The organism is bacterium (assembly GCA_040757115.1).
In the GTDB taxonomy this organism is placed as follows: domain Bacteria; phylum UBA9089; class CG2-30-40-21; order CG2-30-40-21; family SBAY01; genus JBFLXS01.
Genome location: JBFLYA010000087.1, coordinates 1 through 15,141 on the forward strand (window position 1 = coordinate 1; position 15,141 = coordinate 15,141).

General features: G+C 37.2%; 6 protein-coding genes. 1 reads left to right on the forward strand and 5 read right to left on the reverse strand.

The genetic code is table 11. The annotated features are described in order from the left end of the window. From AB1422_09360 to AB1422_09375, 4 genes are all read right to left on the reverse strand, one after another. Nucleotides 1-9,763, reverse strand: a 9,763-nt coding sequence (locus tag AB1422_09360; GenBank protein ID MEW6619519.1) for an FG-GAP-like repeat-containing protein, incomplete at its 3' end; no start/stop codon positions are given. 2 nt (nucleotides 9,764-9,765) lie between these two features. Further along, nucleotides 9,766-10,806 carry a hypothetical protein gene (locus AB1422_09365; protein ID MEW6619520.1) on the reverse strand — a complete coding sequence of 347 codons (1,041 nt, stop codon included), beginning with the start codon at nucleotides 10,804-10,806 and terminating at the stop codon, nucleotides 9,766-9,768. A gap of 28 nt (nucleotides 10,807-10,834) precedes the next feature. Continuing rightward, nucleotides 10,835-12,229 carry a secretin N-terminal domain-containing protein gene (locus AB1422_09370; protein MEW6619521.1) on the reverse strand — a complete coding sequence of 465 codons (1,395 nt, stop codon included), beginning with the start codon at nucleotides 12,227-12,229 and terminating at the stop codon, nucleotides 10,835-10,837. A gap of 298 nt (nucleotides 12,230-12,527) precedes the next feature. Continuing rightward, a complete protein-coding gene (locus tag AB1422_09375; protein MEW6619522.1) occupies nucleotides 12,528-13,109 on the reverse strand; it encodes a hypothetical protein in 582 nt (193 codons plus the stop codon). 185 nt (nucleotides 13,110-13,294) lie between these two features. On the opposite strand from AB1422_09375, the gene AB1422_09380 reads away from it, so the two are divergent. Then, nucleotides 13,295-13,477 (forward strand): hypothetical protein, encoded by a 183-nt coding sequence (locus tag AB1422_09380; GenBank protein ID MEW6619523.1) that lies wholly within the window; start codon nucleotides 13,295-13,297, stop codon nucleotides 13,475-13,477. Between the two features lie 324 nt (nucleotides 13,478-13,801). Here the strand turns inward: AB1422_09380 and AB1422_09385 are convergent, their stop codons facing one another. Further along, complete coding sequence (locus AB1422_09385) at nucleotides 13,802-14,989, reverse strand: hypothetical protein (protein MEW6619524.1); 1,188 nt, start codon at nucleotides 14,987-14,989, stop codon at nucleotides 13,802-13,804. Nucleotides 14,990-15,141 lie beyond the last annotated feature (152 nt).

A 15,141-nucleotide genomic window follows, 5' to 3' on the forward strand; every position in this document is an offset into this window, starting at 1 on the left:
TCCCAAAGTCGATACAGATTAACTCACTTGCCGCAAATCCATCACCTCTAACGGTTACTGCTGTTCCAATAGTGCCTTGCTGTGGACTGACAGCGGTTATCCTGCCAAGCATCCTGAACCAGCTGTATGCCGCACAGTCTTTGCCTTTAGCACTGACGGTTATTGTGCCACCTCCTGGCTGGGTATCTGCGGTAAATACAGCAGTGAACCGACCCAGTCCATCACTTAAGGTTACCGCTATCGTCGGGTTAGTCCCAAAGTCGATACAGATTAACTCACTTGCCGCAAAACCATCACCTCTAACGGTTACTGCTGTTCCAATAGTGCCTTGCTGTGGACTGACAGCGGTTATCCTGCCAAGCATCCTGAACCAGCTGTAGGCAACACAATCTCTCCCTTTCGCACTGACGGTTATTGTGCCACATCCTGGCTGGGTATCTGCGGTAAATACAGCAGTGAACCGACCCAGTCCATCACTTAAGATTACCGCTATCGTCGGGTTAGTCCCAAAGTCGATACAGATTAACTCACTTGCGGCAAATCCATCACCTCTAACGGTTACTGCTGTTCCAATAGTGCCTTGCTGTGGACTGACAGCGGTTATCCTGCCCAGCATCCTGAACCAGCTGTAGGCAACGCAATCCTTTCCTTTCGCACTCACGGTTATTGTCCCGCATCCTGGCTGTGTATCTGCGGTAAATACGGCGATGAATCTGCCAAGATAATCACTTATGGTCGTTGTTATTGTTGGATTGGTCCCAAAGTCGATACAGATTAACTCACTTGCCGCAAATCCATCTCCTCTAACGGTTACTGCTGTTCCAATAGTGCCTTGCTGTGGACTGACAGCGGTTATCCTGCCCAGCATCCTGAACCAGCTGTAGGCCACACAATCTTTTCCTTTCGCACTCACGGTTATTGTCCCGCATCCTGGCTGTGTATCTGCAGTAAATACGGCGATGAATCTGCCAAGATAATCACTTATGGTCGTTGTTATTGTTGGATTGGTCCCAAAGTCGATACAGATTAACTCACTTGCCGCAAATCCATCACCTCTAACGGTTACTGCTGTTCCAATAGTGCCTTGCTGTGGACTGACAGTGGTTATCCTGCCCAGCATCCTGAACCAGCTGTATGCAACGCAATCCTTCCCTTTCGCACTCACGGTTATTGTCCCGCATCCTGGCTGTGTATCTGCGGTAAATACGGTGATGAATCTGCCAAGATAATCACTTATGGTCGTTGTTATTGTTGGATTGGTCCCAAAGTCGATACAGATTAACTCACTTGCCGCAAATCCATCACCTCTAACGGTTACTGCTGTTCCAATAGTGCCTTGCTGTGGACTGACAGCGGTTATCCTGCCCAGCATCCTGAACCAGCTGTAGGCAACACAATCTCTCCCTTTCGCACTCACGGTTATTGTGCCACAACCTGGCTGGGTATCGGCAGTAAAGGTTGTGGTAAATGTACCTTGAGCTGTAGATAATACCGTGGCAATTGTTGGATTCATCCCAAAACCTATGGTTACTTTTTCTGATGCCGCAAAACCATTGCCTACCACCGTAACCTTAGTTCCAATTAGACCACTTACAGGAGTAACTAAGACAATATTCCCGCGAATAATGAAGGTATCAAGAGCATTTTGACCAGAGGTTAATCCTCTTGTAACTATTGTAGTTGTCCCATAGCCTTGTGTATCAACCTTAAAGCTGGAGCTAAATGCACCTGAATTATCGGCTGTCGTTGTAGCAATAGTCAAACTCTTACCAAAATCTATCCCAATTCCTTCATTCAAGTCAAACCCTGCACCTGCTATTTTAACAATACTGCCTACCGTCCCCATTGCAGGTGAGACTAAGGTTATTCCTGGCTTGAGTGTAATCACAAAGTAAGAATAACATACCTCATTACTGTCTATCCCTCTAACTAAAATAGTAGTCGTCCCTGCTGATTGTACATCAACAGTAAATATAGTAGAAAAACTGCCCACACCACTTGAAACACAGTCAGCAATAGTCTTCGTCGTACCAAAATCTACTACTATATCTTCTATTGCTGAATAACCATTGCCTGAAATTGTAACATTAGTCCCCCTTAGACCACTGGTAGGTGAAACCAAAACAATATTCCCTCGAATGAAGAAGGAAGCACAAGCACTAAAAACAGACCCTGTAGCACTAATGGTATAAATACCAAAAGGCTGGGTCTGGACTGTAAAATTACACCCAAAGCTTCCAAAGGCATCAGTAGTAGCCATAGCAATACTCATAATTGTGCCAAAATCGATACGGATTAATTCTGTCTGAAGATACCCTTCACCTTTTATTGTAACTTTAGTTCCAACAGTACCAGAGTGAGGTGAAACTAAAGTTATATTAGCAGTCACTGCTACTTGTTCAGCAGACCACTGACTTGCAGCAAGCCCGGTATCAATTGCCTGTACAGCCCAGTAATAAGTCCCGGGTGGCAGATTTAAAGTAAGTGACTTTTGTTTGAGCAAATAATTACCAAACAGTGGTGAACCATATTTACCTGCGACTACATCTTCTTTACCAGGTGCAGTGCCTACTCGAATATTATAATACAACCCTTTTTCAGTAGTCTCTTTATCACTACCTGCATTCCAACTGAATGTAAGCTTGCCATTTGAATAACTTGAACTGAATTGAGTAGGTGGAGACGGTAAATTATTAGATTTAACTCCATAGTTTTTATATAGATTAGAAACTGCATAAAGACCTGTTGACAAAGTAATATCTTTATTACCTTCTGTACGCAATAAATCCAATAAATCCATTATTTCTTTAGGAGAAATGATAAGTCCTGTTAATACAAGGTCAAGATTTCCATCACAATCTATATCTCCCCAGGCAATAGAACTTGTCATTACCCCTATTAAATTTTGAAAGGTATCCTCTATTAACTTCCCAGATGCATTCTTGTAGATTTTTGAAATATGTTCCTTTGACTGAGTAAGTCCTGTTACTGCCAAATCTAAATCACCATCATTATCGTAATCACCCCAGGCAATGGAACTTGCACCTACACCTGGTAATTTTTGGTTTATATCTTCTATTAATTTTCCAGATTCATTTTTATAGATTTTAGAAATATGTTCTGTCAAGATAGTTCTTCCTGTCAATACTAAGTCTAAATCACCATCATTATCATAATCACCCCAGGCAATAAAACTACCTTGTACTCCTATTAAATCTTGAGAGGTATCCTCTATTAACTTCCCTGATTCATTCTTATATATTTTAGAAATATTGTTAAACCAGTTGTACCCAGTTAAAGCCAAATCTAAATCACCATCATTATCATAATCACCCCAGGCAATAGAACTGTTTATTACCTCTATTAAATGTTGAGAGGTATCCTCTATTAACCTCCCAGATTCATTCTTATATATTTTAGAAATAATCCCATTTGAATAATTCCATCCTGTTAATGCCAGATCCAGGTCACCATCATTATCATAGTCTCCCCACGCAATAGAACTGTTTGTTACCCCTATTAAATGTTGAGAGGTATCCTCTATTAACCTCCCAGATTCATTCTTATATATTTTAGAAATAATCCCATTTGAATAATTCCATCCTGTTAATGCCAGATCCAGGTCACCATCATTATCATAGTCTCCCCACGCAATAGAACTATCTTCTACTCCTATTAAATCTTGAGAAGGATCTTCTATTAACTTCCCAGATTCATTCTTATAGATTTTTGAAATACCTTCTCCTGATTCAAGACATCCTGTTAAAGCTAAATCTAAATCGCCATCATTATCATAATCTCCCCAAGCAACAGAACCAACATAGACATCTACTAAGTCCATTTTAGCATCAATCAGAAGATTCTCAACTATATGTATCTTAAAATTCTTTATTTCCTCTGCATTACCTGCATTATCCACTGCTTGATAGTAAATTGTATGTTCACCCGGCCTCAGACTAAAAGGCTCAATATAGATAATATCAGGTTCTGGGTTATCTATCCCATATTTTATCTTCGCTACTCCTGAAATTACCTCACCAGTTGTCCCCATCGGGTCTATAGCAGTCAAGGAAAAGGTAGAACTGGATAATGTATATGAACCATTATATACTATTCCATTTAGTTCAATGGTTGTTACAGGTGGAGTAGTATCTTTTTTCACTAAGGCGGCATAATCTGAGGTATGCTCTATTTTTGCCTCAATAGTCTTATTTTGCCTATCCACTATCCCACCAATATATTCTGGTACCCCATGGTCGCTGAGATAGAATATCCCTAATTGCTCAACCTTAATATTCTGCTCTTCATTTACTCCATAATTTTGACTAACAATCTCGCCTGTCTCTATCTTTACTCCTTCTATTTCTGGGTCAGCATCCATTTGAACGCCGATTATGCCATCATAAGTCTGGTCGGTCTCGATGAGTTCATTATTATTAAAATCCAGATAAGATAATCTAAGTGTTGCCGCAGGTGAAAATTTCAGGCCTTTTGGTGCAACATTATAGATTTTATCTAAATAATCAAAGAATGGTTCTAATTCTGGTGTTGAGGTAGCGGGTGTAATCTGGATTGTCGAAGTAGCCCAGTTAATCTCCTGTAAAATCTGTGGCGGAATGACTAATTCGATTGACTTGATGGATGTATCTGAACCAATATCCCCAATTACTGTGCCGCCTATTTCTGCCAAAATAGGCCGTTGATAGCTAACCTCTTTTACTGATTTTGTGGCATTGCCAGCAATGTCTAAAGAAGTCAATTCGACTATGTATTTACCCGCATTTAGATTAAGTGGTGATTGGTAGGTAATTTTATCAACCATTTTCGTCCAATTACGCTTTTCTATATCTGCCGACCCATCTCCCCATGTCCCAAACTCTTGTTGAGGTGGTAATGGATTTAATCCAGCAGTCCCTATCAAATTCTCCTGGCTATCATAGACACAGAGTAAATAGCCTTTAATATATCCATCTAATGTCATATCAAGGTCAAAGATGGGGTTATCCGGTGGGGTGTCTATTTCACAAACCCCCTTTATCTTTACAGGTAGAGTATCAGTAGCTAATGTTACCTGGCTATGGGTGGCATATTCTAATTTATTATTGTAATTAACATAATCGTAATCTCCGGTTGGAAACAAGCCGGCACTGGCAATAGATGCCTCCCGCCTACCCGAGCCATCTCCTTTGCCTGGCGGTATATCCCTGCCATCCCAGATATAAGCATTGGAATTACAGGTATTCGTCGCCATCTCTATAAATTCCATACATTTTATTGGAAATACCCAGGCGAAGCGTGTAAGATTACCACTGACTATATCCTGACTCCCATAGATAGGAACCGTAGGAAAGATAACCTTCTTCTCTATTTGAATAATGGGGTTTGAGTTAGTTACCGGAATTGGTGGTGTGCTCCGATATGTTGGAGAACCATAATCTATTATCGGTGGGAGTGGAGGTGTAGTAATCTGGATAAATCTATTCTCTTTTATCCCATCCCAGAAGACTACATTACCATCAACATCCTTTAGTTTAATCTTTAAGGTATATCTGCCGGATAACACCATAAACCCATAAATATTCCTTCCATCCCAGCCATATTGATAGGTAATTTCATGGTTATTACCCGAAGTAGTTGGTGACCCTAATATTTGTGTCAACTTCCCCTCATCATTAACTACTATTGCCTCAAGCTCTGTGGCTACCTCCGAGAGAAAGGAAAAATTAAGCATTGGGTTAGTCTGAAAATCAAATTCTAAAGGAAGGGTTAAGGAATCTATCTTTGGTAGCCCTTTCTTAAGTATCTGGCTATAGGCAAGTTTTGATTCTTTACTTGCCTCATCTACCCCTTTTAGACTAAGGTAGTAGGCAGTATAAGTCCCTGAGTCTGGCAACTCAATATTATCCTTATCTTTGCCAGACCAGATAACCTCATTTTCACCTAAATGGACCTCCTCTGTCCAATCCCATACAGGACCGTAGGGTGGGGTATCTTGAAAGAAACTCTCGATATCAGGATACTCAAGAGGATTCACCTGGTATATATTTATCGTCACCATCCCTGCCTCTGAAATATTGTAGCCAATGACATTAGTCTTGATATTTTCTGCAAGAGTAATCTCAGGTCCTGTTGTATCCACACGCACTGCCCTGATTTGTCTATTCTGATGCTCTAATTTATCGGTGACGGTTAATTCTAAGGTATAGATACCGCCATCGACTAAATTTGAGGTATTCCAGTTGGTCAAAGTGCCATTTATGACTGAAGTATCTTTTGTAATAATCTCATACCAGGTAGGGTTAGGATTATGTTCATTCAGTATCCCCTGGCAATATTTGAGTTTAAACTCCTTAAAATTCTTATCCCAGGCAGTGCCGCAGATATCCACTTCCGGTAGGGCTATGGCTTGTGAGAAACCTGGCTGGGTAATTATGGCGGTCGGATTGGTATTGTCTATCTCGATTATCTTAGTCATCACTGAGCTATGATTAACCAGGTCAGTGGCAGTCAATCTTAAGGTATATGTGCCATCGGGTAGTGGTAAGGTATTCCAGGTAGCTAAAGTGCCCATATCTTTTTGCGCCAGGGTAGAACTGACAATCAGCTTCCAATCTAACGCCGGATTTATCCCTTGAGCATATTCGAGGGTATAAGTACCAAAATGCTTATCCCATGTTCTACCAGAAATAGTGATAGTGCCTGTAAGGAGTTGGTAGCCGGCATCATTATAGACAGTCCCGGCAAAGATATCACTCGTTAGCGAACCTATCTCGACTACTGGTGGTTCTGTATCTATCTCTACATTAACATTGACCGGTTTTGGTTCTGAAATATTACCATAACTATCATCTATCTTTAGCTCCACAATCTTATACTCCCCATCTTTTAGACCTGGTAGAATAAGGTAATTAAACCGATATGTTTCAAAGTTACCTACATCGGCTCTTTTAGTTCCTTGGCCAATATAGATAGGCAGGATTGTTTGAGCTGGAGTGTTGAGATTAGAAGTCCCGGTTAATTTATTACTGCCATCAAGCAAATCCACATCAAAATAGATATAATCCCCATCCCCTAAAATAGGATTTGGGGTAGAAGAAGATATTCCTATCTTATTCACCAACGGGGCTAAGGTATCCTTACCCATAACCTTAATCTTTAATACTCCAGTTTCAGTCCATGTCCCAAAGTCATAAGGTGTCCCATTTACATCTGTAACCCTATCTGTAATGGCAATATTAAATGGAATTTCAGTATTAGGTGGGCAATCAGATGAAATTAAGGTAAGGGCATCCTTCTTAGAATATCCCTGTTTATAAATACCCGTTAAATCTGTAAAATCAGTCGCTGTATCATCTATTATTCTCTTCACATAAAAGCTATCACTACTCAATTTTCCCTTAAGCTTATGCGAATAATTTGGACAATCCTCATAAATCTGCCTGATATTGGTATAGCCAATCTGAAGTAAATATACCTCAGTAGAAACAAGTTCACCTGCATCTACATTACCATTATTATTTTTATAGAAATCATCTTCTGTTGTAACACCTTTATCAAATTTAAGTCTTAAATCCATACCTACCTTATCAACTATAAGTGAATCTTCATAATTTATACCATACTCATCGATAATATCTAATTTAAAATTTAATATTTGATTAAAAGGGCAATCTTCATCTACTTTAATTATATATCCTGGACTATTTTCTCCTTCACCACCGTATGGCTCCATCTTTGAGAATGAAGTTTGATTATTTACAATTCCAGTATATTTTTCTGTCATAGCATCTTTAGTAGTAATAGTTGCTATTGTTTCCCCGAGGTGTAATAACATACTACCGTAATTCTTGAGGATAGTTTGTAGTACTGGTGTTTCACCTGCATCTACATCTCCATCTCCATTACCCCAAAATTCCCAGCTTCTTAATGATTGTGGTGCTTTATCAGGTAACTCTTTAACTTTAAACTCGATAGATTTATCTGGAATGGGGTCTTGGGGATAATGACTTTTATAGCGTACCTTAGCCGTATGAACATATAAATTGAATCTATATGAGGTATCAACAGAAGGATTGGTAATAATCACTACCATCCTCCCATAGTCAATTCCTAATCCTTTTATAATTATCTCTCCTTTTTCCTTTGCCTCATTTTTAAATAAAATTTGACTCTCAATGAATTCATATATCGTTCGTTTTATAACACTTCCCTTTATATTTAATCCTTCCAGTTTAATTTTAATCATCTGAGCATAGTTATCTGAAACAGGGATTTTTGGGTCTATCAAGAACTCATAATATACCTCAGTACTTGTACCCAGAGTGATATTATTTAAGTTAAAAGGGTATAAGTCCGTACTATAGGCAATGTTAAATTTATAATCTGTATTTTTACCTGGTTCATAATTACTCCAGGAGCCACTATCAGTGCGAGTCCCCATAGGAAGTGTTGTATCTAATCTATTTTCTGCTAAATCTTTGGCATCAATACTCAAAGTATATTCACCAATAGTCATTTCTTTAGGTATCTGGCAGATACCTACCCAGGTATCATTTAAAAAATCACTTTTTGACCAGGGTGTATCAATTGGTGTTACCGAATATTGAGCATAAGGTGAGGTAAGACCGAAGGTAACAGTTGGAGTAATACATGTCTTCATACTTTCTGAAAATTGGATAACAAATTTAGTCGCACCTGACCCTACAGGATAGCGGTAATTAGAATCATTTGAATCATACAATAACTGCATCCCTTGAAGTATCTTTACTCGCTTAACCATCGGGGCAAAGTTATCTAAAATAACATCCCTGGTCTGATTAGCAGAATTCGATCGAATATCCTCAGCTATTACCTTTATCGTATAGCTACCATCCGGATACATTGCCTCATAATTCGTTTGGGCATCATTATAGGTAGCCGGGTCATTATCTATATCTCCATTCTTATCCCATTTAGTATTCCAATACTTATTTGCCGTAGGAGTCCCTGCGGCAAATGGGTCATTGGTAACCCAGTAATAGAAGCCAGTAGAGCTTTGCCCATCGTAGATAAGCTCAAAATTATCGTTATCAGGTTTAGAATCAAATTTAATATATTCTATCTTATTGCCAATGGTACTTCCATCCTGTAAGAACTCAGCATAGATTTTATAAACAGAGCATCTATGTCCTGCACTATTACCATTTGAATCAGTCCGAGGGTCAAAAGCATCTGCCTTTATATCTATCCGATTCCAGAGGATATTGCCAGTAATTTGAGTATTAGTTCTATCTCGGTATAAAGTAAAACTGGTCACCGTAGGATTGGCATTGTCAGTAAATGGACTTAACCCATTACTCCTTAATGGATTATAGTCACCATCATCTTCTTCAAAGTGTAAGTGAGGATGGACTAAAACATTGCCAATAACGCCCAAAAGAGTCTGACCTGCAATTACCGGATCGTTTACATGGAGATTATTCTCAGGATCCATATGGCGATATGTATATGCTCTACCATCATCCCCATTAACCACAACTCGTCCATTTCCACCTTCTACAATCTCTCCGATTATTCCACTTACAGCAGGATATACATTAGTCCCTGCACCTTCTCCTATATCTACACCAGCGTGGAAATGAAGTGGATCGGTTCTATACTCTCCAAGTGTACCTGTAATAGGATGTTGAGTAGTAGTTCCTGGTACTGGCCAGATATAACCCAATACTATATGAGGAGTAAGAATAAATAGGCTACTTAAAAGAAAAAAGGTCTTTTTTATCATTTTTATTCCTCTCTTGATATAGATTTTATCAGAGTACCATTTTTATCAAACCAGTACTCTTTAACTATCTTAATTCGTGCATTTGTTTCCTTAATATATGAATTTGCTAATTTACCTATGTAAAATATAATAAAATTATCCTCTGTAATACATTTAAGTCTACACATATAGGCATTTTTTCCTTCAACAATATTCTCTTTTCTCCATAGTTCATTTCCCTTATCATCCATTACAATCAAATGCTTTTTCTCTCTCTCCCGGAATTTTTTAGCTTCCACTTTCCTGTCAATGGTTGAAACAACTATGGCACAGAAACTCCCATCCTTGGAAAACGTTATATCCGCCCCTCCACCGTCAATCCTTATCCCTCCAACCCGTTCTATCCTTTTACTCACCCCATTATCAAAAAATATGTCTAGCGGCGCTTCTCCCCACTCAGAATCAGAACAAAAAACATATTTGCCATTAGATGAAACCTTAACATAGGGAGGATATGAAAAAAGACCAACTTTGGGTTTCCACAATACATCCCCTTCTGTATTTATTACTATGCAGTCTGTAGATATTCCATAGGGTGGTTTATCAGACGGTTTTGCCGATATTCTAGTAGTAGTTACAACAATATACTTTCTGTTTTCAGAAATTTTTACCTCTGCCGCACTTTGCTTTCCAAGAATCCATCTTTGGACAGGTATTTCCTTCTTTAACCTTCCTTTTTCATCCAAAAATTTAATTGATTTTGCTCTCCCTTGAGCATTTTCATCTTCTACAAATATCACCTTTGGATACTGCACCTTCACTGTCTCTGTTACCTTCTTCTTCTCCAACCCCTTCATCCCCAAAGCCCTTGCCTCTTCTACAGTCATCTCTGTTTCACCAAAGATAACATCAGCAATAGGTTCATCAGATTTGTATTCAAGGACCAATGCTGGTTCTATAGTCTCTGTGCCGACGACTGTTTCTGTTCCCTGGGTTTGGGCAAATCCCTTGCTTGCCAACAATCCCAAAACCACCCCTAAGATTAGTGCCTTTTTAATAGACATTTCACATTACCTCCTTTGAGTTTTATTTTTATATTTTAATAATTTTTGGTGTTAAAGTAATAACTATTTCTCTTGTTGTATCTTGTGATATTTTTCGTTTAAAAAAATAACCTATTATGGGAATACTACCTATTATTGGTACTTTCTTTTCTGTGAATACCTTATCTTCTTTCATAAGTCCGCTTATAAAGAACGGTTGACCATCTTTAAGTATTACAGTCGTATTGGTTTTCCGAGAAGTGATGATAGGTTGATTTTGATTTGTAAAACCATTTAAGGTATTATAATCAGTATTAATGGTTAATTTAATAAGGCCAGTTGTAGTTATTTGTGGAGTTATTTGAAGGGTTAATCCAACATCTTTTGATGTCTCTATCTTTTCATAAGTAGATTGTGGAATATAATATATCTTATCAGTAAAGTCCAACTCTCCTGTTTGGTTGTTTAAGATTGAGATTCTTGGGGTAGCCTTGATTTTGGCAGAACCTTTACTAACTAATAGATTAATAAAATCAGATAAAGATAATGGAACAGAAATATTTCTAATATTTATATCAAAATTTTTTCTCAATGTATCCTCCCACCTTTCATAAATATTATTATATTCCTTACGTTTTGAATATTCATTCCATGACTCCTGATAATACCTTCCACTTGTATTAAAACTTAAGAATTCAAAGATATGGTTCCAATCTATTCCTACTTTCTTGCCTTTAGCATATATAACTTCCATGACTGTAACTCCAATTTCCACTTGCTCAGATAGAATATCAACATTTTTAATAATCTCTTTAATCTCAATAATTTTACTTGGTATATCAGAAATCATAATCGTATTTAATGTATTGTCACAGATTACCTTACCTTTACTTGATAATCGTTGATTGATAAATGGTATTACTGAAGTTACAGAGATATTTTGAAATCTATAAAAGTAATTCTCAATACCATCATTCCCTGAAGTTCTTTGTTTATCGAGTTGCTTTAAAGCCTCAATTATCGAATTTACTTTTGATGGGAGATCAGTAATCAGGACAGCCCGCTGGTCCTTTAAAACTGCAAAAGAACCATCATCGCTTAATGAGGATGAGATAAAATCTACCAATTCCTCAGCAGAAATATTTTGGAATTTATAAATATTTGAAATAGTTAAATCATCCTGGTCATTGATAATGCGAAGGTTTATATCATCTTTTGAATTTTTTATCTCTAATTGAATAGGAATCTCTTCTGAATAAACCATAGTAGCCCATAATGTATCAGCAAGCACTCCTATTGCCAGCAAGCAAACCAATCCTAAACTCATCTTACACCTAACCATAATTTTATCCTGGCAATCTGTGGCAATCTGCGTCCTATTATTTTTAACCATAATTCTACCACCTACTAAAGATTTTTTAAACGATTGTTTTAGGTTAAACATTTTAAATCAACCTCCTTATTTTATTGGTAATTGGTTAAATGGTAACTGGTTAAATAATTACCAGTTACCAATTACCAATTACCAGTTGCCAGTTACCAATTACCAGTTGCCACTCACCAATCAATTGAAATTCATAGAAATTCATTGTTTTTTTGCCACCAATTTCTACAAATTTCTATATATTTCCTACCCGGATTACACGGATTAATTTGCTTCGCAACATTCTTTGAATTCGGATTTTTTTATTTTCTTTATCCGTTTCATCCGCTAAATCCGATTACTATAACTTTTCTAACCTTCACTGATAATATGGTCGTACCTCGACAATCTTGCCAAACTGAGCACCATTAATCCGTAAGTATGCATAATAATGATTAAAAATAGATACATCATCACCATCATCATTTTTACCATCCCAGTATACTTTATATTTTCCTTTTGTTAAACTCCCAGAATATAATCTACGGATTAAATCCCCTCCCATATAAGGACTAAAATGTATTCTAATTTCTATATAACTATCTGCGTTTAATTTAACTATTACTTCATTTTTGCCTCCTTCACCTGCAAACCATGCGCTATAGAAATCATTTTGTGTAGGAAAATTTAAACTTACCAGTGCGTACTTATCCCCAAACGAATCTGCTTCTGCTTCGACATAGTTTTCAGCAGGATGTGGTGTAGAGAGTAGCTCTGTCCATGTTTGCGAGCCGACATCAAATTTAAAGATTTTAAGATTATTTTCGTTTTTACCTGCTACCTCCTGGTCAGTGTAGGGAATAGCAATCTTTACTGTTTGAGTGGCATTAACATTATTTGATATTACCAGGCTGCAAATTCCCGTTAGCAAAATTTCTAAAAAAAATCTTTTTTTAATCATCTTTAAATTTACCTCCATGATTTTCATTTTATTTAATTTAGTGTTTTTAATATATCATATATTTCTGATTATTGTCAACAATTTTTGTAAGCGTTCAGGTGGTGTAACAAAAGGAGATGTGGAGATTAAGGAGATAGGGAGATATTATTAAAAAAATTGAAATTAGTAGAAACTAATAGAAATTTATGGGAATTTGTTGTTTCCCACAATCAATTTCTACCTATTTCTATAAATTTCAATCTATTTCTATTATCTTATCTCCATATCGCCCTTATCTCCTTATCCCCTTTCTTACACTTTTGAGATATAGCCTGAACGGTTACCATTTTTTTAATGGGACGCAGATTTTCACAGATGGAGACAGATGAATTATTTCCTCAAATCTGCGTCCATCTGTGTCTCCAAAAAGATTAATCTGCATAAATCCTAATATATCACAGAACCTATCATTAGTCAACAAAAATATTTGTAACTGTTCACCGCAGAGACAAAAGAGTTCGCACAGAAAAAAATTAAAATCTATTTACGATACGCAACAATTCTGGCTTGCCTGCTGAACATTCGGCAAGCACGTCCTATGTATTTCCATGTCTGCCTCAATAATCTTTTCTGTTATCTGATTTATTTCTATGTCTTCTCTGTTCCTCTGCGTCTCTGCGGTAAATTACCACCTGAACGGTTACAATATTGGATTAATGTCCCCAGAGAGAGAGTGCGCGGAAGGTCTCACCAATAAGGTTGGATTTATAGAATTTAGCCTTTTGTTTTGCTTGTAATTCAGAGGTTTCTGCTTTTTCTTTTGCTTTTATAGATGCCATTAAACTTTTTGTATAGCCACCGGCCTGGTGAGCGACCTGGGCTACTTCTAATAAATCTTGTGCATCTTTAAGCATGTCCGGTGAGTATTTATCTGCTTGAGCGGATTTAGCTCTGGCAATTGCCTTTTTAGCCTCTTCAATAGAGTAATTTGCCTCATTTTTTTGTGAGTCAATGATATTCGCTATCCTTTCCTCGACGCGCATTGCACGTTCTAAAAACAAATCTTTTTCTTCTTTGATTTTTTTGCGGTCTTCTTCCAGTTTTCTTTTTTCAGCCGCGGCTAAAGCACTTTGTTCTTCTGCTTGCTTTTTAGCCTCTTCAAGCAATTTTTTCTCTTCAAGTAACCGTTGTTTTTCTGCGTTTAAAACTAATGATTTTTCTTGTAATGTAAGTGCCTTTTGTTCAAGGTCTAATATCTTTTCTTCCTGATTTGAGATTTTCTTTTCTGAATCTTTTAGCGTAGATTGTATCTGTTTCTTTTCCTCTTCTACTTTCTTTCGTTCTTTATCACTTACAACTTTCTCTTGTTCTAAAGCAAGAAGTTTCTCTTCAATAATATTTTTTTCTTCCTCTAACCTTTTCTTTGCCTCAATAGCGTTTTTCATCTCCTGTTCTACATTTTCAATGCTCTTTTCAATTTCAAGTTTTTCTGTTTCACTCAAGATTTTCTCTTCTGGCACTTCTTTGATTTCAATCTTTGGTTCTTCTTCAATTTCAACTTTGGGGTTTTCAATTATTGTTGGAGGTTGGACAATCAGTTTTGGTTTTACTGGTGATTTTTTAACTGTCTTAGGTTCTTTCTCCACTTTTGGTTTAGGTTCTTCTATGGGTTTTTCTTTCAATATCTCGATTTCTTCCTCTGATAATTCCTTTTTAACCAGTGGTTTAATTTCTTTTTCCTCTTTTATAGGTAATTGAGTTTTAACCTCGCTAACTCCAGGTTCTGGTGTTTCCTGCTCAGTTAGTTGGACCCCCGCTAAAACTAATAAAACCATAAAAGTACATCCTGAGATAATTAACAAAGTAATTGTTGTCATCAATATCCCTTTGTTTGATTGCATAATATTAAACCTCCTTTTTTCGTAGGCGTTCAGGTGGTGTAACAAAAGGAGATGTGGAGATTAAGGAGATAGGGAGATATTATTAAAAAAATTGAAATTAATAGAAACTAATAGAAATTTATGGAAATTTGTTGTTTTCCACAATCAATTTC

Excerpts from the sequence above, each read along its gene's own strand:
- AB1422_09365 (MEW6619520.1), bottom strand. The coding sequence starts at position 10,806 with ATGTCTATTAAAAAGGCACTAATCTTAGGGGTGGTTTTGGGATTGTTG.
- AB1422_09370 (MEW6619521.1), bottom strand. The coding sequence starts at position 12,229 with ATGTTTAACCTAAAACAATCGTTTAAAAAATCTTTAGTAGGTGGTAGA.
- AB1422_09375 (MEW6619522.1), bottom strand. The coding sequence starts at position 13,109 with ATGATTAAAAAAAGATTTTTTTTAGAAATTTTGCTAACGGGAATTTGC.
- AB1422_09380 (MEW6619523.1), top strand. The coding sequence starts at position 13,295 with ATGGGAATTTGTTGTTTCCCACAATCAATTTCTACCTATTTCTATAAA.
- AB1422_09385 (MEW6619524.1), bottom strand. The coding sequence starts at position 14,989 with ATGCAATCAAACAAAGGGATATTGATGACAACAATTACTTTGTTAATT.